The 24,955-nt window shown below is 70.5% G+C and carries 21 protein-coding genes; 14 read left to right on the top strand and 7 right to left on the bottom strand.

What is annotated here, in order from left to right; all coding sequences use genetic code 11:
• Nucleotides 1–58: 58 nt before the first annotated feature.
• Nucleotides 59–880, bottom strand: a complete 822-nt coding sequence (locus KGA66_RS15525) for a TIGR03089 family protein (protein WP_211468829.1) — start codon at nucleotides 878–880, stop codon at nucleotides 59–61.
• Nucleotides 881–964: 84 nt separating this feature from the next.
• Here KGA66_RS15525 and KGA66_RS15520 point away from each other — a divergent pair, with 84 nt between their 5' ends.
• The 4 genes from KGA66_RS15520 to KGA66_RS15505 all read left to right on the top strand — a co-directional run bounded on the left by KGA66_RS15520 (nucleotide 965) and on the right by KGA66_RS15505 (nucleotide 5,158).
• Entirely contained in the window at nucleotides 965–2,593 is a 1,629-nt protein-coding gene (locus KGA66_RS15520) for a DUF2079 domain-containing protein (RefSeq protein ID WP_211468828.1), read from the top strand.
• A 61-nt stretch (nucleotides 2,594–2,654) separates the two neighbouring features.
• Nucleotides 2,655–3,758, top strand: coding sequence for a mannose-1-phosphate guanylyltransferase (manB, locus tag KGA66_RS15515; protein WP_211468827.1), 1,104 nt, complete (start codon nucleotides 2,655–2,657; stop codon nucleotides 3,756–3,758).
• 175 nt (nucleotides 3,759–3,933) lie between these two features.
• Complete coding sequence (locus KGA66_RS15510; RefSeq protein ID WP_211468826.1) at nucleotides 3,934–4,866, top strand: DNA-3-methyladenine glycosylase family protein; 933 nt, start codon at nucleotides 3,934–3,936, stop codon at nucleotides 4,864–4,866.
• 61 nt (nucleotides 4,867–4,927) lie between these two features.
• Entirely contained in the window at nucleotides 4,928–5,158 is a 231-nt protein-coding gene (locus KGA66_RS15505; RefSeq protein ID WP_211468825.1) for a hypothetical protein, read from the top strand.
• Between the two features lie 15 nt (nucleotides 5,159–5,173).
• On the opposite strand, the gene KGA66_RS15500 is transcribed toward KGA66_RS15505, so the two are convergent.
• Genes KGA66_RS15500 through KGA66_RS15490 form a run of 3 tightly spaced genes read right to left on the bottom strand, consistent with a single transcriptional unit; the run spans nucleotide 5,174 to nucleotide 8,151 of the window.
• On the bottom strand, nucleotides 5,174–6,610 hold the full coding sequence (locus KGA66_RS15500; protein ID WP_246507912.1) for a coenzyme F420-0:L-glutamate ligase: 1,437 nt from the start codon (nucleotides 6,608–6,610) through the stop codon (nucleotides 5,174–5,176).
• Nucleotides 6,607–7,566, bottom strand: a complete 960-nt coding sequence (gene cofD / locus KGA66_RS15495) for a 2-phospho-L-lactate transferase (protein WP_211468843.1) — start codon at nucleotides 7,564–7,566, stop codon at nucleotides 6,607–6,609. The genes KGA66_RS15500 and cofD overlap by 4 nt, the downstream gene beginning before the upstream one ends.
• A gap of 57 nt (nucleotides 7,567–7,623) precedes the next feature.
• Entirely contained in the window at nucleotides 7,624–8,151 is a 528-nt protein-coding gene (locus KGA66_RS15490) for a hypothetical protein (RefSeq protein ID WP_211468824.1), read from the bottom strand.
• An 858-nt stretch (nucleotides 8,152–9,009) separates the two neighbouring features.
• Between KGA66_RS15490 and KGA66_RS15485 the strand changes: the two genes are divergently transcribed.
• The 3 genes from KGA66_RS15485 (at nucleotide 9,010) to KGA66_RS15475 (ending at nucleotide 15,288) form a co-directional block, all read left to right on the top strand.
• Nucleotides 9,010–9,267, top strand: a complete 258-nt coding sequence (locus tag KGA66_RS15485) for a WhiB family transcriptional regulator (RefSeq protein ID WP_211468823.1) — start codon at nucleotides 9,010–9,012, stop codon at nucleotides 9,265–9,267.
• 202 nt (nucleotides 9,268–9,469) lie between these two features.
• Entirely contained in the window at nucleotides 9,470–13,660 is a 4,191-nt protein-coding gene (locus tag KGA66_RS15480; RefSeq protein ID WP_211468822.1) for a glycosyltransferase family 2 protein, read from the top strand.
• Nucleotides 13,657–15,288, top strand: a complete 1,632-nt coding sequence (locus tag KGA66_RS15475; protein ID WP_211468821.1) for a DUF5719 family protein — start codon at nucleotides 13,657–13,659, stop codon at nucleotides 15,286–15,288. The genes KGA66_RS15480 and KGA66_RS15475 overlap by 4 nt, the downstream gene beginning before the upstream one ends.
• A gap of 41 nt (nucleotides 15,289–15,329) precedes the next feature.
• On the opposite strand, the gene KGA66_RS15470 is transcribed toward KGA66_RS15475, so the two are convergent.
• On the bottom strand, nucleotides 15,330–15,773 hold the full coding sequence (locus KGA66_RS15470) for a metallopeptidase family protein (protein ID WP_312886928.1): 444 nt from the start codon (nucleotides 15,771–15,773) through the stop codon (nucleotides 15,330–15,332).
• Nucleotides 15,774–15,896: 123 nt separating this feature from the next.
• On the opposite strand from KGA66_RS15470, the gene KGA66_RS15465 reads away from it, so the two are divergent.
• The 5 genes from KGA66_RS15465 to KGA66_RS15445 all read left to right on the top strand — a co-directional run bounded on the left by KGA66_RS15465 (nucleotide 15,897) and on the right by KGA66_RS15445 (nucleotide 19,808).
• Complete coding sequence (locus tag KGA66_RS15465) at nucleotides 15,897–16,277, top strand: DUF3499 domain-containing protein (protein WP_369015882.1); 381 nt, start codon at nucleotides 15,897–15,899, stop codon at nucleotides 16,275–16,277.
• 271 nt (nucleotides 16,278–16,548) lie between these two features.
• Complete coding sequence (locus tag KGA66_RS15460; protein ID WP_312886927.1) at nucleotides 16,549–17,934, top strand: phosphomannomutase/phosphoglucomutase; 1,386 nt, start codon at nucleotides 16,549–16,551, stop codon at nucleotides 17,932–17,934.
• 69 nt (nucleotides 17,935–18,003) lie between these two features.
• Nucleotides 18,004–18,186: a Trm112 family protein gene (locus KGA66_RS15455; RefSeq protein ID WP_211468818.1), complete on the top strand. Its 183-nt coding sequence runs from the start codon at nucleotides 18,004–18,006 to the stop codon at nucleotides 18,184–18,186.
• 39 nt (nucleotides 18,187–18,225) lie between these two features.
• Nucleotides 18,226–19,350 carry an SIS domain-containing protein gene (locus tag KGA66_RS15450; RefSeq protein ID WP_211468817.1) on the top strand — a complete coding sequence of 375 codons (1,125 nt, stop codon included), beginning with the start codon at nucleotides 18,226–18,228 and terminating at the stop codon, nucleotides 19,348–19,350.
• Nucleotides 19,351–19,511: 161 nt separating this feature from the next.
• A complete protein-coding gene (locus KGA66_RS15445; RefSeq protein ID WP_211468816.1) occupies nucleotides 19,512–19,808 on the top strand; it encodes a WXG100 family type VII secretion target in 297 nt (98 codons plus the stop codon).
• Nucleotides 19,809–19,844: 36 nt separating this feature from the next.
• Here KGA66_RS15445 and KGA66_RS15440 read toward each other — a convergent pair whose 3' ends face one another.
• On the bottom strand, nucleotides 19,845–20,555 hold the full coding sequence (locus KGA66_RS15440) for a class I SAM-dependent methyltransferase (protein WP_211468815.1): 711 nt from the start codon (nucleotides 20,553–20,555) through the stop codon (nucleotides 19,845–19,847).
• Nucleotides 20,556–20,849: 294 nt separating this feature from the next.
• Here KGA66_RS15440 and ahcY point away from each other — a divergent pair, with 294 nt between their 5' ends.
• Entirely contained in the window at nucleotides 20,850–22,289 is a 1,440-nt protein-coding gene (ahcY, locus tag KGA66_RS15435; RefSeq protein WP_211468814.1) for an adenosylhomocysteinase, read from the top strand.
• Between the two features lie 112 nt (nucleotides 22,290–22,401).
• Here ahcY and KGA66_RS15430 read toward each other — a convergent pair whose 3' ends face one another.
• Nucleotides 22,402–23,286: an RDD family protein gene (locus KGA66_RS15430; protein ID WP_211468813.1), complete on the bottom strand. Its 885-nt coding sequence runs from the start codon at nucleotides 23,284–23,286 to the stop codon at nucleotides 22,402–22,404.
• 159 nt (nucleotides 23,287–23,445) lie between these two features.
• Between KGA66_RS15430 and KGA66_RS15425 the strand changes: the two genes are divergently transcribed.
• Nucleotides 23,446–24,450 carry a stage II sporulation protein M gene (locus KGA66_RS15425; protein WP_211468812.1) on the top strand — a complete coding sequence of 335 codons (1,005 nt, stop codon included), beginning with the start codon at nucleotides 23,446–23,448 and terminating at the stop codon, nucleotides 24,448–24,450.
• Nucleotides 24,451–24,955: the final 505 nt, after the last annotated feature.

Raw genomic sequence — 24,955 nt, 5'->3', positions numbered from 1 at the left:
CAGTTGGCCGCGTTGGACGCGACTTCGCGCGGATCCCGCTGCGGGCGGGGCCCCGCGATCAGTCCAGCGTCAGCCACCGCGTCACGCGCTCCGTGCGGGCGATCCGCTCCAGTCGCTGCGAACCGGCACCGTGCACGAGCACGACCGCGGCTCCCGTCAGCAGCGGGCCGAACAGCCAGCCGAGCAACTCCTGTCCGGTGAACCGGTCCCGTTGCGCGTTCACCAGCAGCCGGTCCGCGCCGCCGAGCCCGCGTGCGGGGCCGTCCGGGTACTCGCTCGCCGCGGCGGCCGCGGCCGCCGCCCGTTCGACGAGTTCGGCATGTGTGACCGTCCGGCCGTCGAGGACCAGCGCCGCCATGCCCGGCGTGGGCGGATTGAACGACGTGAACCGGTCCGCGAAGGCACGCACCTCGGCCGCATAGTCGCGGAAACCTTCCGGCGCGACGTCGAACGGGCGGCCGAGCGGCAGCAGCGAGAGCGCCAGCCGCTCTCCCGGGCACTGCCCCGCCTCGGCCAGAACCGCCTCCTCGGGCCCCGCCACCACCGTGTGCGCGGACCTCGTCTCGCCCCAGGGATCGACCACCGCGCCCGCCCACAGCGGCGCCACCAACCAGACCGCCGTCAGCCAGTGCGGCCGCGCGCTCACCGTGATCCGGTCGCCCGGGCCGGCCAGCAAGTCGTCCTGCACCAGGTTCGCGGTCTTGGCCAGCCAATTACCGAACGTCGCGTACGACAGTTCGACTCGTTCACCGGTAGTTTCGTCATGATAAGTCAGGAACGGCTGCGCCGCCTTCGCCGCGATAAGACGCCGCCACGCCGAGGCAACGTCCCGGGTGTCCGCGAGGCCGCGCAGGTCGCCGCCGGAAAAGGGAATAGTCACGGCAGCGAGCCTACGCATGGTGCCGCCACGGCTTGAGCGCGCCCGCCCGAGCCGGGAAACCCGGGCCCTTTAGGCTGTTGCCCCGTGACCCAGTCAGCAGCGCGTATCTCCGCACTGCCCGCTGCGATCCGCCGGCCGATACCACGGCTCGGACACGCGCGGGCGCGGCTGCGCGCGCTCGCCGGGCGGCGTCACTTCTGGGGGGTGGCCGCCGTCGCCGCGGCCACGGCGCTGCTGCACGGCGCCTTCGAAGTGCAGCAGTACCACCGTTTCCGGGTCGGCGGCTACGACCTGGTGATCTTCGACCAGGCGATCCGTGACTACGCGCACGGCCGGCTCCCGGTGTCCATGTTCAAGGACGTGCACGACGCCGCCCAGGTCGCTCCCGGCTACGCACAGCCGTTCTCGATCCTCGGCGACCACTTCTCGCCGATCCTCGCGCTGCTCGCCCCGCTCTACTGGATCTGGAACAACCCGCAGGTGCTGCTGCTGGCCCAGGCCGCGCTCTTCGGCCTCGCCGTGCCGAGCGTATGGGCCTTCGCGCGCCGCGCCCTGCTGCGCATCGCCCCGCCTCGGAAGGCCGCGGTCGGCGCATACCTCACCGCCGCCGCCTTCGGGCTGTCCTGGCCGCTGCAAGAGGCGACGCAGGCGGGTTTCCACGAAGTCGCGTTCTTCGTGCCGCTCAGCGCGATGCTCGTCGAGCGGTACCAGGCCCGGCGGCTTGGCCAAGCGGTCGCCTGCGCGGTGGCGCTGCTGCTGGTCAAGGAGGACGCGGGATACGTGGTGGCCGCCTTCGGCCTGCTCCTGCTCGTCACCCGCCGCGTGAACGGCGAGCCGCTGGAGCGGGACGAGCGCCGCCGCTACCGGATCACCGGGGTTGCGCTCGGCGTCGGCGGCGTGGCCTTCGCCATGGCCGTGCTACACCTGTGGATCCCCGCCTACGGCGGCCGAGTCGGCTTCTACTGGTACTACGGTCAGCTCGGCCCGGACATGCTCGGCGCGCTCAAGACGCTGATCACCGACCCCGGTTACGCCTTCCAGGTGGCGACGCAGCCCGACATCAAGATCAATACGCTGTATTTTCTGTTCTGGCCCTATCTGTACCTGAGCCTCGCCTCACCGCTGTGCCTGCTCGCCGCGCCGCTGCTGGCCGAGAGGCTGTTCTCGGACAAGCCCGAGCACTGGACGCTCGACCAGCACTACAACGCCTTCCTCGCGGCGATTCTGATCATGGCCGCGGCGGACGGGCTGATCCGTGTCGTCGGCGGCGTCTCATCCCTGCGCCCGCGTCTGCCCGGCCGGGTACTTGCGCTCAGACGTGCGCGACCTTGGTTCGCGGTCGGCTGGCCCGCGCTGATCCTGCTGTTCGCCGTGGTGATCACGCACACCTTCCCGATCCGCAGCGTGTTCAACGCGGGCCAATGGTCGGCCGACGCCCTGACCACGGCGCAGACCGCGGCAACCGCGATGATCCCCAGCGGCGTCTGCGTGGAGGCGGACGACGACGTCGCAACGCATCTGAGTAGCCGTGATCAAGTGATCCTGCTCGATCAGGTGCCGCGGGGCTGTCCCTGGGTGGTCCTGCAGACCGCGCAGAACTCATATCCGCTCAATGACATCCTCTTGGCGGTGGAACGCGCGCACTGGCTGCGGCAGAACGGCTATCAGCTTGTGTTCAACCAGGCCAAGGTCTATGTCTATCACAGAGTGTAATCGGCTCTCGCGCAGGCGAAGAGGCGCAAGTATCCGGAAACCTGATGGGAGAACAGGAACAGTGGCTGAAGCGATCCTGCTTGTGGGCGGTAAAGGCACCCGGCTGCGGCCGCTGACCGTCTACACGCCCAAGCCGATGCTCCAGGTCGCCGGCGTGCCGTTCCTCAGCCACCAGCTGGTGCGGGCCAGGGCCGCGGGGATCGACCGGATCGTGTTCGCCACCGCCTACCGGCCCGAGGTGTTCGAAGCCTACTTCGGCGACGGCTCCGACTTCGGGCTCGAACTCGACTACGTCACCGAGACCGAGCCGATGGGCACGGGCGGCGCGATCCGCAACGTGGCCGACCGGTTGCGCAGCGCGGCGGACGAACCGGTGCTGATCTTCAACGGCGACATCCTCTCCGGCGTCGACCTGGTCGCGCTCGTCGACGCGCACCTTACCCGCGGAGCCGACGTGACGCTGCATCTGACGAGGGTCGCCAAGGACAAGCTGAGCGCGTTCGGCCTGGTCCCCACCGACGCCGACGGCTGGGTGACCGCCTTCCGGGAGAAGCCGCAGCGCGTCGAGGACATCGTCACCGACCAGATCAACGCCGGCTGCTACGTCTTCCGACGCTCAGTCATCGACGGCATCCCGGCCGGCCGGCCGGTCTCCGTCGAGCGCGAGACCTTCCCCGGGCTGCTCGCCGCGGGCGCGAAGGTGCTCGGCGTCGTCGAGCAGTCGTACTGGCGGGACCTCGGCACGCCCGAGGCGTTCGTGCACGGTTCAGCCGACCTGGTGCTCGGCGCCGTCGACTCGCTCGCCATCCCGGCCACCACGCGCCCCGACCTGGCCGACGCGCTGGTACTGCCCGGGGCGGACCTCGATGTGGACGTGAAGGTGGGCGGCGGCAGCACCATCGGCGCACGCGCCAAGATCGCTTCGGGTTCGGAGATCATCGGCTCGGTGGTCGGTGAGGACGCGCACGTCGAAGCCGGGGCGGTGGTGCGCGACTCGATCGTCGGCAGGGGGGCGCGCGTCGGGGCGGGCACCGTGCTCGACGGGGTCGTCATCGGCGACGGGGCGCAGGTCGGCGCCGGCAACGAGTTGCGCGGTGGTGCGCGGGTCTGGTGTGAAGTCGTGATCGGCGACAGGGCGGTACGCTTCTCCGCCGATGAGTCCTGACCCTCCGCAACCCGCAGCAGCTGCTGCCGACGCCGGCAGCAGCGCGGACAGCTCGTGCGTCGGCCCGCCGGAGTCTTCTGCCGTACCGCATCCGAGGCGTGACTCGGATGCGGCGAGCCACGGGCCGGGCACGGCGGAGCGGTCTGCGGCGGAGCGGTCTGCGGCGGAACGGCAAGTGTCGACGCGGACCGCGCCGCCCGACGCGGAGACGTCGATCCTCTGCGATGTCGACCTGCCGCTATCTCTCGGCGTTTTGCGTCGGGGACCAGGCGACCCGACGTACCGCGCCACCGCGGACGGTGCGATCTGGCGCGCCTGCCTGACCCCGCAGGGCCCCGCCTCGGTGCGGGTGCGCCGCCTCGGCGAACGGGTCGAGCTGGCGGCTTGGGGCGGCGGCGCGGATTGGCTGGTCGCCAACGGTCCAGCCATGATCGGCGCGCGCGACGACCCCGGCGGCTTCGCACAGCTCGTCGCCGGTCACCCGCTGCTGGCCGAGGCGCACCGACGGCACGCGAGACTGCGCCTGGTCCGCACCGGTCTGGTGGTGCAGTCGCTCATCCCGGCGATCCTGGAGCAGCGCGTCACCACGATCGAGGCGTTCCGTGCCTGGCGCCGCATCGTCGAACACCACGGGACGCCCGCCCCGGGGCCCGCGCCGCAGGAACTGCGCGTCCCGCCGGCCCCGGAGGTCTGGGCGCTCATTCCGTCCTGGGAGTGGCATCGCCATGGAGTCGATGGCAAACGTTCGTCCACGGTCATGCGTGCGGTACGCGTCGCGGGCGGGCTGGAACGCATCGGCGCCCTGACCGGAGAAGAAGCGGTACAACGCCTGTGCACGATCCCTGGTATCGGCATCTGGACGGCGGCTGAGACGGCGCAGCGTTCTCACGGACACGCTGACGCGTTGTCAGTCGGCGACCTGCACCTGTCGAAGCACATCGGTTACGCGCTCACCGGTGAACGGGACGCCGACGACGCGCGCATGCTCGAACTGCTCGAACCCTTCCGCCCGCACCGCTATCGCGCCGCGCGGCTGATCCTGCTCACCGGCCCGGGCCAGCCGCGCCGCACGCCCCGCGCCCGAATCCAGGACCACCGCCGGCACTGACCGCGCAATATGATTCAGAGCGTGCGCGGACGGCTTTTGGTCCGGGGAAGAGGCAACCGAGATGGGCATTTCCGCAGTAACGCTGCTCCCGCTCTACATCGTGCTGTTCCTGGCCGCGACGGCCCTGTGCGTATACCAGGACGCCTCGGCCCAGGCGCGTAAGGGAAGGGCCGTCTACTTCTCCGCAGGGTCCTTCGAAGTGAGCACGCCGGTCGCGTGGGCCGTGGGCTGCCTCTGCCTGTGGGTGTTCTTCATGCCGCTCTACATCACCTGCCGCGGGAAAGCGGGCTGAGCTGACGCGGTTCCGTCATCTGACGATCAGGAAGTCCTCCGGCGAGCGTGGCGGCCTGTCGCGTGGCGGCTGCGCGGGGTGGCCGACCGCGACGGCACCCACCGGGTCCCAGTGGCCCGGCAGGTCCAGCACCGAGCGCACCACGTCGCGGCAGAACATCGTCGAGGACACCCAGGCCGAGCCCAGGCCCTCCGCAGCCAGAGCGATCAGCAGGTTCTCCACTCCCGCGCCCGCCGCGACAAGGAACATCTCCCGTTCGGCCGTGCGTCGCCGCGTGTCGGGATACGTATGAGAGCCCTCCATCACCAGGCACGGCACGACGAGGACGGGCGCGCCTCTCAGCACGTCACCGCGACGTACTCGGCGCGCGATCGACTGCTCACTGAACCTGTCGCCGCGCAGGTCCTCGATCCAGGCCGCGAGCATCGCGTCGAGCAGCGCCTTGCGAGCGCCCTCCGAGCGCACCTCCACGAAGCGCCACGGCGTCGTGTGATGCGGAGCCGGCGCGGTGATCGCCGCTGCGACCGCCCGCCGGACAGCGTCCGGCGGCACATAGGCGTCGGTGAAGGCCCGGATCGTGCGGCGGTTCGTGATCGCGGACGCCCGCGCCTCGGCAGTACCGAGTGAGAACAGGTCCTCCTGCGCCGGACGCAGCAGCACCCGCGCCCCGGGCCCCGGCTCGTCGGCGACCAGATGCCCCAGACCGCGCACCACCGCCACCGGTACCCCGGCGAGCTTGCCCTTGACCAGTTCTGCGGCGGCGGCCAACTCGTCGGCGAGGGCGGTCACGGTCACCGCCAACGGGTTGCCGTGGGTGTCCTGATGTCCCCGCAGATCGTCCACGGTGGCGAGGTAGGCCGCACCGATGGCCTGATCCACCAGGCCGGCGCGCCAGACACGTCCGAACGTATCCGAGATGATGACGGCTACGGACACCCCCAGTCGGGTACGCACACCTTCGGCGATCTCACGCGCGGACCGGTCCGGGTCCTCGGGCAGTAGCAGCGCGGTGCCTTTCGGCGTGTTCGACGCGTCGACGCCGGCCGCCGCCATCACCAGGCCCTGCCGGTTCTCCACGATCCGCAGTGGACCGCGCCGCGCCACGAGACGCACCGTTTCCGCGTCGATCGCCGCCTCGCGGTCGGCGGCCGCGACGATGCGCCCCTCCGCCTTCGAGACCGCCTTCGACGTCACGACCAGGATGTCGCCGTCCTGCAACGCGGTGCTACCCGGCTCGGCGGTACTTGTGCTTGATCCCGTGACGCCCGATTCCGTGACGCCCGATCCCGCGGCAGCCGATACTGTGGCGCCCGATCCCGTGGTGTCCGCTGTACTGGCCGCCGCGATGAGCCCGGCGAGATCCGCGCCCGGCTCGACCTCCGGCAGGCCGTACAACCCGAAAACCGCGTAGCGACGAGGCGGCTGATGCCGCGTCATGTCCGTGGTGCTCATCGCTTCAGCTCCGCGGCCAGATCGAGCGCGGCCCGCGCCATCGCCGCCGTCGCGTCCGCATCCCGCATCAGCAGCGGCACCGCGCGGCAGCGGATCCCGGCCGCCTCGACCCGCGCCGCCTGCTGCGCGTCGGCCTCATCGACCAACCAGCCGTCAAGCAGCGAGGGGCCGTAGTACTCGGCGACGGCCGCGGCGCTCGTTTCCGACACGCCCACCGCGGCCAGCACCTTGTCCGCCATTCCGCGCACCGGGGCGGAACCGATGATCGGGGACAGGCCCACGACCGGGGCCGCGCTGGACTCCAACGCCTCGCGGATGCCCGGCACGGCCAGCACCGCGCCGATCGACACCACCGGGTTCGACGGCGGGAACAGCACCACGTCCGCTTCAGCGATCGCATCGAGCACACCGGGTGCCGGTTGCGCCTTCTCCGCTCCCACGAACACGATCGACTCGGCTTGCGGCGCGTGCAGCCGTACCCAGTACTCCTGGAAGTGCACGGCACGCCGCTTACCGTCGTCATCGGCAAGTATTACGTGCGTCTCGGCGCGGTCGTCCGTGGCCGGGAGCAGCCGCACCCCGGGCTTCCAGCGCGCGCACAGCGCTTCCGTCACCGCGGAGAGCGGGTAGCCGGCGTCGAGCATCTGAGTGCGCACCAGATGCGTTGCGATGTCGCGGTCTCCGAGCGTGAACCAGTCGGGCCCGACGCCGTACTCGGCCAGTTCCGCGGCGACCGCGAAGGTCTCGTCCGCGCGCCCCCAGCCCTGACCCTCATGGATCCCGCCGCCCAGCGCGTACATCACCGTGTCAAGGTCCGGGCATACGCGCAGCCCGTGCAGCGTGATGTCGTCTCCGACGTTACCGATGACGGTGACCTGCGCCCGTGGCGCCGCGGCGAGCAGCCCGCGCAGGAACCGGGAGCCGCCGACCCCGCCGGCCACGGCCGTGATCCTCATAGCTGTGCTAGTCACGATGACGAGCCTATCTGGCGCCGTGGTCTCGCAGCGTGGCCGCTAACCCCGCACCTCGACGGCGATCGCGCCCTCGCCCGCGAGATCGGCAAGCGTCAGGACATGACCCGCGGGCAAGAGCCGTACCGCGCCCGGCTGCAACGCTGCGCGGGTCGTGCAACGTTGCTCAAGCGAGCCGTGCACCACGCTGACTGCGCGCGGCGTGTCCGACGCTTCCAGGTGCAGCACGCCGCCCTTACCCACAGCGTGGATGATCGCCCGCAGGCTGAAGTGACCCGGCTTCGCGTTGGCGGGGTGCGCGCGTTCTGGATCGGCACGCTGCACGAACGCGCGCTCCAGCAGAGAGCGCCGCGACTTGTCCGAGATCACGGCTTCGAGGGATGCGGCGTTGATCCAGGCTGCGAACCGCAGGGCGGCTTGTGTCAGCGCCGCGGCCGTCGGCGTAGCGGGGCTTTGAGACGCCCGGCGCAGCAATTCCGGGTGGATTCGCGCGTTCCCCAGCACCGCGGCCACATCCGGCGGGATCAGCGCCTCGCTTGGCTCGGCGGTCACGACGGGAGCGGTGTTCACCGCGGGCGGTGTGGCGGCGGGCGCGGTCTGTGACGGCTGCCGCTCAAGGACCGTGGGAGGCATGAGAGGTAAGTCCTGTCCAGGGTGTCGTCATCGCTGGGACGCGGTGATCACGCGTTGGGATAGCGGCCGCGAGATGCGGGTCCTGTCAACGGGTGGAAGCGAGCCGCGATCGTGCGGGGTGCGGGAATCCGGCCCGGACGATGGGGCTCGACGGAAAGCCGACATGCGGCGCCCGGCGCAAACCGGGCGGAAAGTCAGCTACAGCAACAGCGACAACAACAGAGCGCGCCACCGAGAAGGTGCGACGCGGCGGAGAATCCGCCCGAAATCGCCCGCTTGGCGTGAATATCGGTACGCGCTGACATAGTTCCTAAAGCCTAGCGCACAACCGCGCCGCGTCCAGTCGCGTCACTCTCCGTGTTAGTGCCTCGCACTAGTCCAGGTGGGCTTGGGCTGCTCATCTGCTGATCAGACGTATTCACTCGCGCGTGTGATATCGGCTGCCTTAAAGGGTGGGGACGCGCGGCGGCAAGTATGGATCACCGCCTCTTGCTCGCGCGCCGCGGACGCACGTCGCGACCGTCACGGGCCTGACAGGCGGGGTCGTCGAACGCTGCTCTCTACGAGTGAATCAAGCCGCCGCTAGCAGATCGCGGCTTGACGGGCTGGGAATGACGCGCGTGTAATTTCAAGCAGGTCGCCCGGATTCCTGACGAGAAGTCAGCGATCTTCAGTGGTTCATGACCGGCGGTGTCCGCCACGCCGATCAGGCCGCGCCGATCAGACCACGCCGTGTCAGTGGTCGCCACGCCGGGAACCGCAGCGTGCCGGGAACAAGAGACGGGAGACGTGCCGATGACCGAGGTCTTCCCGCTGCTCGGCGGCTTCGACGAGGAGCTGACCTGGCAGGAGCGGGCGCTGTGCGCGCAGACCGATCCCGAGTCCTTCTTCCCGGAGAAGGGCGGCTCGACACGGGAGGCCAAGCGGGTCTGCCTGGTCTGCGAAGTCAAGGCGGACTGCCTTGAATACGCCCTCGCACACGACGAGCGCTTCGGCATCTGGGGCGGCCTGTCCGAGCGCGAGCGGCGCAAGCTCAAGCGCAGGACCGCGTAATCCCTTTCCAGGCGTACGAATCCGGGCAAAGCGGGACGACTTCCCGGGAACCTCCCCGACTGTCTTCCGCGTCGCGTAGGGTGGGTCAACCGTGCCGCACGCCCGCGCGCCGTCGTACAGGCCGCGGGACGCAGGCGCGGCAAAGCGGCTTCGAAGTAGAAGCAGCAAGCCCCTGTCGTCGAGTCCCGGGTCGTCGTTACGCATGTCACAGTACGCACCACCCGCGCGCCCGCAGCCGCACGGAGCCGATCCGCGAGGCGCCGAGCCGCGCGCGGCGGGCTCCAATCCGCTGGAAGCCCTGCGCCACCACGTCGTCACCGCCGTGCTCGTCAGCCACGACGGCGGCCGCTGGCTCGGCCCGGTGCTCGACGCGCTGCTGAACCAGCGCCGCCCGGTCCAGCGCGTCATCGCCGTCGACACCGGATCCCGCGACAACTCGGTCGACCTGCTCGAAACCGCCCTCGGCGCCGACCAGGTCCTGCACCGCAAGCGCTCCACCGGCTACGGCGCGGCCGTCGCCTTCGGCCTGAAATCCTCGCCGCCGGTCGCCTACGACGAATTCGGCTACGACAGCCCCCTCGCCCCGGTCGAGTGGATCTGGCTGCTGCACGACGACTCCGCGCCCGCCCCCGACGCGCTCGGGCAGTTGCTGCTGACCGCCGAGGACGAACCCGACGCCGCCGTGCTCGGCCCCAAGATCCGCGGCTGGTACGACAAGAAGCAACTGCTGGAGGTCGGCGCCACGGTCGCCGCCAACGGCCGGCGCTGGACGGGTCTTGAGCACAACGAGCACGACCAGGGCCAGCACGACGAGACCCGTCCGGTGCTCTGCGTGAGCTCCGCCGGCATGCTCGTGCGCCGCGAGGTGTGGGACCGGCTGCGCGGCTTCGACCGCAACATCTCGATCTTCCGTGACGACCTGGACTTCTGCTGGCGGGTCAACAGCGCCGGGTACAAGGTCGTGGTCGCCCCCGACGCGGTCATGCACCACGCCGAGGCCGCGGCCCGCGAGCGCCGGCGGATCGGCGCCGGACCCAACCGCCCGCGCCTGCTCGACCGCAGCCACGCGCTCTACACCGTCGCCGTGAACAAGGACAGCCGGTTCTGGCCCGCCCTGTGCCTGAGGCTGATGCTCGGCTCCTTCTTCCGGACCCTGGGCTTCGTGATCGCCAAGCAGCCCGGCACCGCCTATGACGAACTGGTGGCCCTGCTGACCTTCGCCGCCCGGCCGGACCGGATCCTGCGCGGCCGCTCCACCCGCCGCAAGCTGCGCGTCGTCGGCGGCGAGCAGATCGAGCAGTTCTTCCCGCCGCGCGGCGCGCTGGCCCGCAACGCGCTGGACAACCTGTGGACCCAGCTTCGCGGCGAACACGCCGACTCCGCCCAGGAATCCTCCCGGCACCGCTCGGTGGAGACCGGCCCGGTCTCCGAGGAGTCCGAGGCGCTGGAGACCGACTCGACCGCGCTGCTGCTGCGGCTGATCCGCAACCCGATCATCGCGGTCGGCGGCGGGCTGACCCTGGTGGCACTGCTCGCCGCGCGTTCGATCCTCGTCGGCGGCGCGCTGGCGGGAGGCGCGCTGCTGCCGACCCCGCCCGGTTCCGCCGACCTGTGGTCCGCTTACCTGGCGGGCTGGCACGGCGTCGGCCTCGGGACCACCGCGTACTCACCGCCTTATCTCGCGGTGCTGGCGCTCCTGGCGACGCTGCTGCTGGGTAAGGCGTCCTGGGCCGTGTCCGTGCTGCTGATCGGCTCCGTCCCGCTCGCCGGGCTGAGCGCGTCCTACGCCTTCCGCCGGATCACGTCGTCCGCGCCGCTGCGTATCTGGGCCGGCTACGCCTACGCTCTGCTCGCCGTCGCCACCGGTGCGATCGCCACCGGACGGCTGGGCACCGCGGTCGCGGTGGCCGTGCTGCCGCTGGTGGTCACCACGGCCAGCCAGGCGGTCGGCAGCCCCGGCCGCACCGGCTCCACCCGGTCGGCCTGGACCTGCGCCTTCCTGCTCACCGTCGCGACCGCGTTCGCCCCGGTCACCTGGGTTCTCGCGCTGGTCTTCGGCGCGCTGGCCACGATCACCGTCGCGTGGCGTACTCGCTCCAACATCGCGGTCACCGTCATCCGCATGGGCATGGTGCTCGGCACTCCGCTGGTGGTGCTCGTGCCATGGTCGCTGTCCCTGCTGCGCCACCCGACCTCGTTCTTCCTGGAGCCCGGGCTGGCCGGGGTGAACCTGGAGCGCCCCGCGCCGACCCCGCTCGGCCTGCTGCTCGGCAACCCGGGCGGCCCCGGCACCTACCCGGCTTGGATCGGCCTCGGCCTGCTGCTCGCCGCGCTCGCCGCGCTGCTGCGCGGCACCCGCCGCCGGGTCGTGGTGTCCGCCTGGGCCATGGCGCTGGTCGGCTTCGGTTCCGCGGTCGTCATCGCCGGGCTCAAGGTCACCCCGCCCGGCTCAAGCCAGAGCGTCATCCCCTGGCCGGGCGTCTCCACCGCGCTGCTTGGCCTTGGCCTGATCACCGCGACGGTCGTCGGAGCCGAAGGCGCGCGTGAACGCATCGCGAGCGCCGCGTTCGGCTGGCGCCAGCCGCTGACCGTGCTGATCACCACGGCCGCGGTGCTCGCCCCTGCCGCGGCCGGCACCTGGTGGCTGCTGCGCGGTGCGGCCGGCCCGATAGCCCGGATCTCCGCCGAACTCCTCCCGCCGTATGTCGCGGCGGAGGGGCAGACCGCCGCGCGTCCACGCACCCTGATGCTGACCGGCGGGTCTTCAGGCGCCGTCGGCTACGGAATCGTGCGCGACGCGGGTCCGACGCTCGGTACCGCCGATCTGCGCACATCGGTGACCCAGAACGCGAAGGTGGACGCGGTCGTCGGCCAGTTGCTCTCGGGCAACGGCGGCGACGCGGCGCAGCAGTTGGCTGCGATGGACGTGGGCTACATCATGGTCGGCCCGACGGCCCCCGCCTCCGTCTCCCAGGCGCTGACCGGCGTCGCCGGGCTCACCGAGCGCTCGACGTCGCAAGGCGGCGGCAAGGCATACGGACTGTGGTCGGTCAACGGCGACATCGGCCGGGTCACGGTGCAGGACCAGGCCGGCAACGCCCTCCCCGTCTCCTATCAATGCTCGAACATCCCGCCGGTGCCTCAGGGCAGCGCCCAGGTGTGTGCCCAGGACACCGGCGCCACCCTGACCGTTCCGCCGGGCCCGTCCGGGCGGCGACTGGTTCTCGCCGAGGACGCTCTGACCGGCTGGTCCGCGGTGATCGGCGACCAGAAGCTCACCGCGCTCGCGCCTGTGGACGGCTTCCAGGCGTGGCAACTGCCCGCCGGTGGCGGCACGGTCTCCGTCGGCTACCACTCTGTGAAACACACGGTATGGCTGCTCATCGGCGGCCTCGCGGCGCTCGCGGCGACCATCATGGCCCTGCCGTTCGGGCGCCGTCCCGATGAGGACATCGAGGGCGAGCAGGCCGCCGAGCTCGACGCGGCGACCCGACCGTCCGCCTCGGTGGAACTGGAGCCGGAGCCAGAGCCGGAGCCCTCCGCGCAGCAGGCGGACCATTACCGGGAATCCGGGCCGTACCGCGAGCCCGAGCCTTACCCGGCCGCCGCGGTGGAACCGGAGTTCGCACCCGAATCCGGACCCGAGCCCGCCGGGGTGCGCGCGGGCCAGTACGGCGCTGACGAATACGCGAGTGGCGAGTACCAGGCCGCCGGGTACCCGGCCGACGAGTACCAGAGCGAGGCATACCGCACCGGCGAGTACCAGCAGGGCGACCGCACCGAGGAATACCACAGCGGTTCGTACCAGGCTCCCGGTTACGGTGCTGGCGAGTACTCCGCTGCCGACCCCTCGTATGAGCAGTACCCGATGGGCAACGCAGACCCGTACGCCCAGGAGCAATATCAGGAGCAGTACACGTATCAGCAGCAGGGTTCGTACGGCCAACCGCCCTACCAGAACGACTACGAAACGGGCGGGTACGAGCAGACGGCGCCGGCCTACGGTCAACATCAACAAGAGCAGGACGAGTACGACAGCGGCCAGCACCCGCAAGCCCAGTACGGTCAGCAATACGCCCAGGAGCAGTACCCGGCAGAGCACCACGTACAGGAGCCGTACGCGGCGGCCCAGTACGGGCAGGCACAGTACGAGCAGGCACAGTACGAGCAGGCCCCGTACGAGCAGGCCCCGTACGAGAACGGTGCCTATGGCCAGTACGGCGAGCAGTACACCGATCCTGCTGCCTACCAGTACGGCGCTCCTGAATACGGCGTGCCTGAACAACGTCAGCCCGACGACCAGGCTCTGCACCAACCGGTGCAGCAGCCGCACGGGCACGAGTACGACTCCGACGGCTACGGCCACGGCGAGCAGGACGGATGGACCCGGTGAGCACGCCCGACGACTCCAACACGTGGGAACGACCGCCGGCCGACGGCGGCGAGCAACTCGGCCAGCACACACCGGGCCGGCCCACCCTGAGCCGGCCTTCGCTGAGCCGAACGTCCCTAGGCAGGGTCGGAGCCCAGGCCACCGCCGGCGCGGGCCGCCGCATCCAAGTCGCGGTCGCCGTCTTCGCGGCCATCGGCGTCGGTGTCGCGTACGGCTACGGCGTCGCTCCGGCAGCCTCCAAGCCGCAGACCGCCGTAGCCGCCAAGTCCACCCCGGTGCGCACCGCAACCCTGGTGTGCCCCGACGTGATCGGCTCGAATGACGCGACTGTCAACGCGATCACGCCCGCAGGCGCGGCCGGAGGCATCACCCCGGCGGCCGGAGACAAGGCGACCCTGACCGCGCTCGGCGGCAAGTCACCGCTCGCCACGCTCAAGCAGCCCGGCGCGCTGTCCGTCAACACCGGCCTGGGCGGCAACATCGCCAACATCCAGCAGGAGTCGATCCCGATCACCGGGCAGGCCGGCGGCGGATACGCGCCCGGCTTCACCGTCACCGAGACTCTCGCCGGCGGAACCACCGCCGGCACGCACGGCCTGGCCTCCACACCCTGTACCGCGCCCGACACCGACTTCTGGTTCCTGGGCGCCGACCCGGGTGAGAAGTCCAACGCGCTGATCAACCTGTTCGACAGCGATCAGCTCGCCGCGCAGGTGAACCTCACCGCCTACACACCCACCGGGCAGGCCGGCCTGGGCGCCACCGAGCTCGGTCAGGGCCGGCTGGTACCGCCCGGCGGCCAGCACGACCCGATCGACCTGAACGGCTTCAGCAGCACCGGCGACCCGATCGCGCTGCACGTCGTCGCCACCGCAGGCCGCGTCAGCGCCGCCCTGCTGGACTCCGACGGCATGGGCGGCCGCGACTTCCTGCTCGCGCAGAAGCCCGCCGCGCACCTGATGCTGCCCGGCATTCCGGCGCCGAGCGCCAAGCCCGCCTCGCGGATGAAACTCCAGCTACTGCTGTTCTCCCCGACCACGGACACCGACGCTTCGCTGCACTGGATCGGCACCTCGAAGATCGTGCCGACCGTCACCGCCCCGCACCTGACCGCCGGCAAGGTCGAGCAACTCGACATCTCCAGCGTGCCCGGTCCCGGCGAGGCCGGCGCGCTGCAGATCGACACCGCGGGCAACGTGCCGATCCTGGCCGCGATCAAGGTCACCGCCGAAGGCGGCACGGACACCGCGTACCTAAGCCCGGTCCCCGCGCTGGCCGGCGAAGCCGTGGTCGCCGACGACAAACCCGGTTCAAGCGTCGAGCTGACCAACAACGGCACCCAGAGCGCGCAGGCCAAGGTGACCATCGAGAGCGCGACCGGGGCGCCCACGCCGCAGACCGTGACCATCCCGGCGCAGTCCACCAAGCTGGTCGCGCTCCAGGCCCCGCAGGGCGCGACCTCGTTCGCGGTTTCCGTCGCCCCGCTCGCCGGCGCCGCCTCGCTGTACGCCGCGAGGGTGATGAGCGGCGGCGGGATGCTCACCATCCAGCCGATGGCGACCGCGCTGGAGACCGTGCAGATCCCGGCCGTACTCGGCGACCTGTCCGGATCCGTCCCGCAGCCCTGACGGCGGCCGGCGGCCCGCTGACCGCCGGCCTGCCCGCGCGGTCACTCCGGGTCGATGATCTCCGGGTCCAGGCCCAGCAGGTCCGCGACCTGCTCCACCACGATGTCGTGCACCAGCGGGCCCAAGTCGGCGCGCGCCGGCGCGCGCACTTCCAGCGGCCGCCGGTAGAGCACGATCCTGGCCGGGGCGTCCCGTCTGGCCCGCACCACCCGACCCAGCGGAACCGGCTCGTCCGACCACAGCTCGGCCCCGGGCGGCGGCACCTCCTCGACCGCGAACTCGACTCCGGACAGCTGCGGCCACCTGCGCTCCAACCGCTCCACCGCGTCCAGCACGAGTTCGTCGAACTGCTCCGCCCTGGTCAGGCTGAGCGGGATCTCCGGCGGGGCCAGCGGCCCGCGCAATCCGCGCCCACGCCGATCCCTGCCCCGGCGGCGGCCGGGACGCGGGGGACGGCCCGAACGCGGCTCCGCAGAACTTTGCACGGAATCGAGCGTATCCCGCGCGCCCGCTCTTGTGGCAGATGCCGGACCACAGCACAGATGAGCGGCAGATCGGGATGCGTGGCGTCTGGCAGCGCCGGGCGTCGCGGCAATACACTCGCGCATGTGAGCCCTGTCCGTCGCTGTTCGCGCACCGCGTGTGGTCGCCAAGCTGTGGCGACGTTGACGTACGTTTACGCGGACTCCACCGCAGTACTCGGACCGCTGGCGACATACCCCGAGCCGCACTGCTACGACCTGTGCTCGGAGCACTCCGAACGCCTGACCGCCCCGCGCGGCTGGCAGGTCGTGCGCCTTTCCCCGCCGGAGACCGGCCGGCGCACCCCCTCCAGCGACGACCTGGAGGCCCTTGCCCTAGCCGTACGCGAGGCCGCCCGCGCACCCTCACCCGCCGACGCGGAGCCGGGCCGTCCCACGGCCGTCCCGCGCGGCGACACGCCGCCGCGCCGCGGCCACCTGCGCGCCGTCACCGAAGCAGACGGCTGACGATACGCGGTCGCGGGGCGGCCGCGTCCGACCGCCGCCGCCCCGACCCAAGGTCTCGCCCCAAGACTTGTCCCCAAAGTCTCTCCGGGTTCGCCCTGGCCTGCGACGCGGTACGCCATGGCGTGCCGGGAAGCCGCGCGCTCGCCACAGCCCGGCCCGTCTCGCCACAGCCCGGCCCGGCTCGGCTCGCCAAGGACGCGCGCGCGAGCCGGTAGGCTCGGCTCGACGAGCGCCGCGCGGCGCCCACCCGGATGGAACGGAGCCGACCACCGTGACCGCCCCCCACCCGACCGCAGGCGACCTGACCCACCTGGTCAAGGCGTACGACGTTCGAGGGATCGTGCCCGACCAGCTCGACGAGCGGATCGCCGAGGCGGTCGGCGCCGCGTTCGTCCGTGTCACCGCCGCCGACGCGATCACCGTCGGCTGGGACATGCGCCCCTCGTCCCCGGACCTGTCCGGGGCCTTCTCCCGCGGCGCGGCGGGCCAGGGAGCCGACGTGGTGCAGATCGGCCTGGCCTCGACCGACCAGCTCTACTTCGCCTCCGGGCACCTGAATCTGCCCGGCGCGATGTTCACCGCGAGCCACAACCCGGCCAAGTACAACGGCATCAAGATGTGCCGGGCCGGCGCGGCCCCGGTCGGACAGGACACCGGCCTGTCCGAGATCCGGGACCTGGCCGCGCGCGAGCTGGCCGAGCCCGGCAGCGTCTTCACCCCGGCCGGGAAGCAGGGCACGATCACGCAGCGGGACCTGCTCACGGCCTATGCCGAGTACCTGCGCACCCTCGTCGACCTGAGCGGCAACCGCAGGCTCAAGGTGGTCGTGGACGCCGGCAACGGCATGGGCGGGCACACCGTCCCCGTCGTCTTCGAGGGCCTGCCGCTCGACCTGGTCCCCATGTACTTCGAACTCGACGGATCCTTCCCCAACCACGAGGCCAACCCGCTGGACCCGAAGAACCTGGTCGACCTGCAGGCCAAGGTGCTCGACAGCGGCGCGGACATCGGCCTGGCCTTCGACGGCGACGCGGACCGCTGCTTCGTCGTCGACGAGCGCGGCGAACCGGTCCCGCCGTCCGCGGTCACCGCCCTGGTGGCCGTGCGCGAACTGGCCAAGCACCCGGGCTCGACGATCATCCACAACCTGATCACCTCCCAGGCCGTGCCGGAGATCGTCCGCGAGCACGGCGGCGTCCCCGTGCGTACCCGTGTCGGGCACTCCTTCATCAAGCAGACGATGGCCGAGACCGGGGCCGTGTTCGGCGGCGAGCACTCCGCGCACTACTACTTCGCGGACTTCTGGAAGGCCGACACCGGCATGCTCGCCGCGATGCACGTCCTGGCCGCCCTCGGCGAACAGGCACTGCCGTTGTCCGAACTGGTCGCCCAGTACTCCCGCTACGCCGCCTCCGGCGAGATCAACAGCGAGGTCGGCGACCAGGCCGGCCGCGCCGCCGCGGTCCGCGCCGCCTACGAAGGCAAGCCCGGCGTGTCCATCGACGATCTGGACGGCATGACGGTCAGCGGTGAGGGCTGGTGGTTCAACCTGCGCCCGTCCAACACGGAACCGCTGCTGCGCCTCAACATCGAGGCGCGCACCTCCGGGCAGGTGGCCGAGATCCGCGACGAGGTCCTCGCCATCGTGCGCGCCTGATGATCCGCGCCCTGCCGGGCGCCCCGAGCCGAAACCGACCCGCCACCGCCGAGCCGAAGAGGAAAGCCCATGTCGCCCCTGGTCGAGCCCTCCCTGCTGGAGATTCTCGCCTGCCCCAACTGCCACGCCCCGCTGCGCGAGGACACCGAGGCCGCCGAGCTGGTCTGCACCGACGCGGCGTGCGGCCTGGCCTACCCCGTGCGTGACCACATCCCGGTGCTGCTCATCGACGAGGCTCGTAAGGCCGACTGATCCGGACCGAACCCAGGCCGCACCGGCAGGAAGGGCACGATGGAGCTGCATGAGGAACTGCTGTCCGACGCAGAGGCCGCGGAGCGGGCGGATCACGGCGGCACACTTCGCCTGATCGCCGCGACCGGTGCGCGCATCCGTCGAGCCGCCGCGCTGCGCGAGATCGACTCCGTCGCGGATACGGCGCTGCGCGACCTGGCCGCCGAGGGGCGGCCTCGCGCCCTCATCGTGCTCGGCTACGGCACCGGGGCCACGGTCGCACGGTTGCTCACCGCCGTCGCCGGGGCCGCAGCCACCGTTCCGATCGTCCCGGTGCCCGGCCCCGCGTTGCCCGGCTGGGTCGGCCCGCTCGACCTGGTCGTCGTCGCCTCCACCGCGGGGCGCGCCCCGGAGATCGCCGCCGCGCTCGCGGAGGCCGGTCGTCGCGGCAGCCGCATCGTGGTCGCGGCCCCGCCGTCCTCACCTATCGGCGTCCTGTGCACCCAGGTGCGCGGCACTCTCATCCCCATGGCGGACGACGTAGCCCCGGTCTGGTCCCGGCTCTGGTCTGTCGCGGTGCCCACGCTCATGGCGGCGGAACTGGCCGGCGTCATTCCGGCGCAGCGTTACGACGCGGCCGCCTCGGCGGCGGACGAGGCGGCGATACGCTGCCGGCCCAGCCAGGAGCCGTTCGTCAACCCGGCCAAGGAGATCGCGCTGCGCCTGGCCGAGTCGATGCCCGCGGTCTGGGCCTCGGGCCAGATCGCCGCCGTCGCCGCGGAGCGCCTGGCCGATCAGGCCGCGCTGCGGGCCGGGATTCCGGTCATCCACGCCGCGCTGCCGGACCTGGGCCGGGGACAGCTCGGGCTGGTCGACGGCTTATACGCGGCCGGCGCCGACGACCTGTTCCGGGACCCGTTCGAGGACGGTGCCGGCAAGAACGCCGCGGTGGTCCTCTTCGGCGAGGCCGAGGTGGATCCGCGCCTCGGCGTCGTCGAGTCCCTGGTGCGTGACCGGGGCATCGCCGTCACGACTGTGACCGCCCAGCAGCCGGATGCGCTGTCCCGAGCCGCCGATCTGATCGCGGTCGCAGACTTCGCCGCCGCGTATCTCGCGCTGCTCATGGGCATCGGACCCGACCAAGGGCGCACGATCGACGAATATCGGCTCCGCACCGCGCAGTAGCGCCAGGGAACCAGGGCCGCCTGTTCGCGGGTCGAGCGAGCCTTCCACGACATAACGAGACCGGCACGGAAGACTGTAGACATCGTGTCAGACGTCGTCGTCACGCGGTAACGTAGTCGTTGACAGGGAGGGAACGGGTTCGGCATAGCAGGGATACGAGTGTGGTAGCCAGCGGGGAGATTTCCGTAGTCTTCGGCGACGTCGAGGACGCAGCGGCGAAGGTGCGCAGCGTGGGCGCGAACATTGACATGCTGCTGGCCGACCTTCGCACCATGCTGCGACCGCTGGCGGCCGAGTGGACCGGCGCCGCGGCCGAGAACTACCAGTCCCAACAGCGCCTCTGGGACTCAGCCGCGCAGGACCTGCACGCGGTTCTGTTGCGTATCGCGTCGGTGTTGGACACCTCGCACCTGGCGTACGTCGACACTGAATCGCAGCTGCACAATCTGTGGGCGTAACGCCTCAAACACGGCTTGGAGTGCTCCCGCCTCCGATCACGCGGACTCGCAGATGCAGAGCTGAAGCGGCGTGTCCACGGCGAACGGCCGCCCGGACCAGTCGCCGAAGCGCTCGACGAGCCGAAGGCCGCCGAGCGAGACGAGCAACGGCAGCTCCTGCGGGAAGATGCTCCTGATCTCGAGCGGTGCGACGAGGAAGTCGGGCTCGCAGCTGGTCGAGAGGTGCCACGTCCCGCGTGTAACTTGCGCGGGCGCGTCGTATATCTCAGCGACGTCGACGCTGACCTTGCCACGGTCAGGATCGACGAACGACAACGACGCCCGGGGGCGCCGCACGCCATCGGCTTCGGCGAGTAGGCGCACGCTCGGGTTGAACACATCGAAGACGAACTGCGCCCCGGGTGCCAGGTGTCTTCGAACCGACCGGAAGCAGCTCACCAGATCTTCAGCCTCATGCAGATGCAGGAGGGAATTGGCCGCGATGAACACGAAGTCGAATGTGCGGCCCAGATCGAAGGCCCGCATGTCGCCCTGCATCCATTCCACCGCAACACCGCGCCCGTTCGCCTTACGCTGAGCCTCAGCCAGCATGTCTGACGAGAAGTCCAGGCCGACGCACGGATGGCCGTCGGACGCGATGGGGATCAGCTTGTGCCCGGTGCCGCACCCGAGCTCCAATACGCGCCCGCCTTGCCGATCGGCGTTGGCCCGGTAGAAGTCGACTGCGGGTCCGCCGCCCGGGAACATCAGGTCGTACAGCCTCGCGTGCGAGTAGAACGCTTCACTCATCAAGCACCGTCTCCGTTCGCTGGATCTGGGGCCAGGGGAGCATGAGTCGACGGCGCGTCACCGTCGCGGCGATCCGCACCTGAACCCTCGGCCATGCCGCCATGGTCGCTCGCCCGGGCGACGCTGAAAAACGAAATATCGACCCACCGTGATCGTCCGGATGCCGTGTGGTCGGGTTCTCGGCGCCTACCCCACCCGGGCGCTTCCCGGACCTCCTAGACTCTGGATGGGCGAACTCTAGGAGGAAGACTTATGGCGCACGCCGACTTCAAGGTCGCGGACCTGTCCCTGGCCGGCTTCGGGCGCAAAGAGATCCAGCTGGCCGAACACGAAATGCCGGGCCTGATGGCGGTGCGGCGCGAGTTCGCCGAGACCCGGCCTCTGCGCGGGGCCCGGATCACCGGATCGCTGCACATGACCGTGCAGACCGCGGTCCTCATCGAGACCCTGGTCGCACTCGGCGCCGAGGTGCGGTGGGCTTCGTGCAACATCTTCTCCACCCAGGACCACGCCGCGGCGGCGATCGCGGTCGGCCCCGAAGGCACCGCCGACGCGCCTGCCGGCGTGCCGGTGTTCGCGTGGAAGGGCGAGAGCCTCGAAGAGTACTGGTGGTGCACTGAGCAGGCGCTGACCTGGCCGGACGGTGAGCTTCCGAACATGATCCTCGACGACGGCGGCGACGCCACCCTGCTTGTGCACAAGGGCGCCGAGTTCGAAGCCGCGGGCGCGGTGCCCGAGCCGCGGGACGGCGAGCCGGAAGAGTGGCACGTCATCCTGGCCGTGCTGAAGGCCTCGCTCGCGGCCGACGGCAAGAAGTGGACGCGTGTGGCCGAATCGGTCAAGGGCGTCACCGAGGAGACCACCACCGGCGTGCACCGGCTCTACGAGATGTTCGCGGCCGGCACGCTGAAGTTCCCGGCGATCAACGTGAACGACTCGGTGACCAAGAGCAAGTTCGACAACAAGTACGGCTGCCGCCACTCCCTGATCGACGGCATCAACCGGGCCACCGACGTGCTGATCGGCGGCAAGGTCGCCGTCGTCTTCGGCTACGGCGACGTGGGCAAGGGCTGCGCGGAGTCGCTGCGCGGCCAGGGCGCGCGCGTCATCGTCACCGAGATCGACCCGATCTGCGCGCTGCAGGCGGCGATGGACGGTTACCAGGTCACCACGCTCGACGAGGTCGTCGGCAGCGCGGACATCTTCATCACGTGCACCGGCAACCGCGACATCATCACCGCGGAGCACATGGCGCGGATGAAGCACCAGGCGATCGTCGGCAACATCGGCCACTTCGACAACGAGATCGACATGGCCGGTCTGGCCAAGCTGCCCGGCATCGTCAAGACCGAGGTCAAGCCGCAGGTGCACGAATGGAGGTTCCCGGACGGGCACACGATCATCGTGCTTTCCGAGGGCCGCCTGCTCAACCTGGGCAACGCGACCGGGCACCCGTCGTTCGTGATGTCGAACTCCTTCGCCAACCAGGTGCTCGCCCAGATCGAGCTGTTCACCAAGCCCGAGCAGTACCCGATCGGCGTCTACACGCTGCCCAAGCAGCTCGACGAGAAGGTCGCGCGGCTGCATCTCGACGCCCTGGGCGTGAAGCTGACCAAGCTCAGCGAGCAGCAGGCCGCTTACCTCGGCGTCTCGGTGGACGGCCCTTACAAGGCGGACCACTACCGCTACTGAGTCCGGCCGCCGGCTCGGTCAGTCAAGCGGGGCGAAGCCCGGTTCGCGCGTGCGGGAACCGGGCTTCGCCCCGTTCCACAGGCTGTGGACAGTTCCACAGGCCGTGGTCGGCTCAATGGCTTCGGCCGGTGCGCCCCGCCGCCGGGATCGTATTGACCGGTACGGCCGGCGCGACCGGGGTGGAGGCGAGCGCCGATGCGTACGCGGCGCCCGCCTCGCGGCGGAACCGTTCCCCGGTGACCGCCACCAGATACTGGTACGCGGGAAGTCCCTGCGGGGGCGGCGGAGTGACATAGGCCGAATACTGCCGGGCGAGCTCGTCGGCCAGTTCCCCGGCCGCCGTGCGGTCCAGTTCGAAGACGCGGGAGACGAGTTGTCGTCCGGCGACGACCAAACCGGTGGGCACGTTCCCTACGGAGGCGGTCGCCGCCCACGCCGCCACGGCTGGCGCCGGCGGGATAGGCAGCGAACCGCGCCCGTAATCGCCGCGCTCCCGTACGACGAGAGTTCCCGCGAGCAGGTCCCCGATTCGCTGTGCCCGCCGCGAGGATACGCAGGCGATGACGCCGGGCAGGCCGACGAGGCACACCCACAGCCAGCTCATGCCGCTGGCCGCGACCGTGCCGAGCAGCGGCAGGTTCAAGTCCGCGAAGATTCCGGCCAGGGCGCGCGCGAGAGCGTGCCGGAACCGCTCGGGCCCGCCGTCGGTCCGCACGACGCGCAGCCCCACCGCCGCCTTGCCGAGCGAGCGCCCGGTCGAGACGGTCTCGCTGGTCACCGGATAGCCGACGGTCACCAGCGCGATGATCACGATGATCGCGGCCTGCTGCGCGTCCGGGTTGCCCGAGCCCGAGTTGAGCGTGACCGCGGCGAACGCGAGCAGCGCGAAGATCGCGGCCTGTACGAGCAGGTCGAGCAGCGCCGCCGCGAACCGGCTCGCCAGCCGGGCGGGCCGCAGTTCCAGCTCGACGCCTTCCGCGATCACCAGGTCGGCCATCAGTCCCTGTCCCCCAAACGGGCGGTCTGTGAACAATCGCGGATCACCGCCACGGATTACCGCGGGACAACGGTAGGGCAGGATCCTGGCACCGGGCCAGGACCATGGGTACGGTGGGGCGCGGCAGACAACCAGGGGCGGGACGGACGGGTACGGGCCATGGACATCGATGCGTTCGTGATCAGGCGGGCGCCGCAGTGGAACCGGCTGGACCGGCTGGCTCGCCGTCGCAAGCTGACCGTCGCCGAGGTCGACGAGCTGCTCGCGCTGCATCAGGCCACGGCGACCGATCTTTCGCTGGTACGCAGCGCGCTGCCGGACACGGAGCTGATCGGCCGGCTCTCCGCGACGCTGGCGCTGTCCCGTTCGGCGTTGACCGCACCGCGGGTGGCCAGCTGGCGCACCGTCGCGGACTTCTTCGGCGCGAAACTCCCGGCGGCGCTCTATCGTTCCCGCTGGTGGTGGGGCGCGACGGCGGTCTTGTCGCTGCTCGCCGCGCTCGTCGTCGGCTGGTGGCTGGTGGCGCATCCGGAGGTGCGTTCCGCGCTGGTTCCGTCTCCGCAGGTGCGGCAGCTCACCGAGCCGGGCGGCGATTTCGAGACCTACTACACCTCCGCGCCCGCACGGGATTTCGCCGCCCACGTGTGGACGAACAATTTCTGGCTCGCGCTGGAGACTCTGTTCTCCGGGGTCCTGCTCGGCATCCCGGTGCTGTTCATGCTGTGGGAGAACGTGGTCAACCTCGCGACCGACGGCGGATACATGGTGGCGGCGGGCCGCGGGGACGTGTTCTTCACCTTGGTCACACCGCATGGCTTGCTTGAGCTCACCTCGCTCTTCGTGGCGGCGGGTGTGGGTCTGCGGCTGGGCTGGACGCTGGTGGATCCGGGTCCGCGCACGCGGCTGGCAGCGCTCGAACACGAGGGGCGGACGGCTGCGGTCGTCGGTATAGGAATGGTGCTGACGCTGCTGTGCAGCGGCGTCATCGAGGCGTTCGTGACCCCGTCCTCGCTGCCGGCGTGGACCCGCATCGGTATCGGTGTCGCGGTCGAGCTGCTGTTCATGACGTACGTGTTCGTCGTCGGCAGGCGTGCTTACCAGCGCGGTGAAGCTGGTGACCTGGACGCGGTGGACCGGATCGACGAGCAGCCTGCGGTCGCCTGAACTCGCTGTCGCACGGCGGGCGATCGTGTGCCGGCACGTGGTGTTGCGCGTCTTGTCTGCCGAGTATGTAACAGCTCGTGTAACCGATTGGCGTTACGCACCCGGGGTGGTGCATACTCTTCGACGGCCCTCCGGGGACCACCTCAAACCTCGATCTCACTCCGTCCGACAAGGCGGTTTGACGGTCCGGTGGCGGGTGGCTAGACTGGGAGGGTTGCTGCGAAAAGCTGGCGACTGGTGAAGGTGAAAGTTCCACTTTACTTCACGGTCAGCACACTGGCAAGAGCAGCGCACGAGACGTGATAGAGTCGCATCGCGACGAAATAAGCGTCGAACCGAGGCAAGCATCCTGGGGATTCCGGTGACGGGTCCGTTGGTGTGTCTGTTTCTTGAGAACTCAACAGTGTGTCGATTATGTTTACGATGCCATTAGTTTTTTTGGATGGTTGTTGTTGTCCCGACCCCCGTCGGGATGGTTTCAGCCGGGTTTCGGATTCTTTTTTGG

It is taken from the genome of Actinocrinis puniceicyclus (genome assembly GCF_018283645.1).
Classification (GTDB): domain Bacteria; phylum Actinomycetota; class Actinomycetes; order Streptomycetales; family Catenulisporaceae; genus Actinocrinis; species Actinocrinis puniceicyclus.
This window is presented reverse-complemented; position numbering and strand designations above follow the sequence as displayed.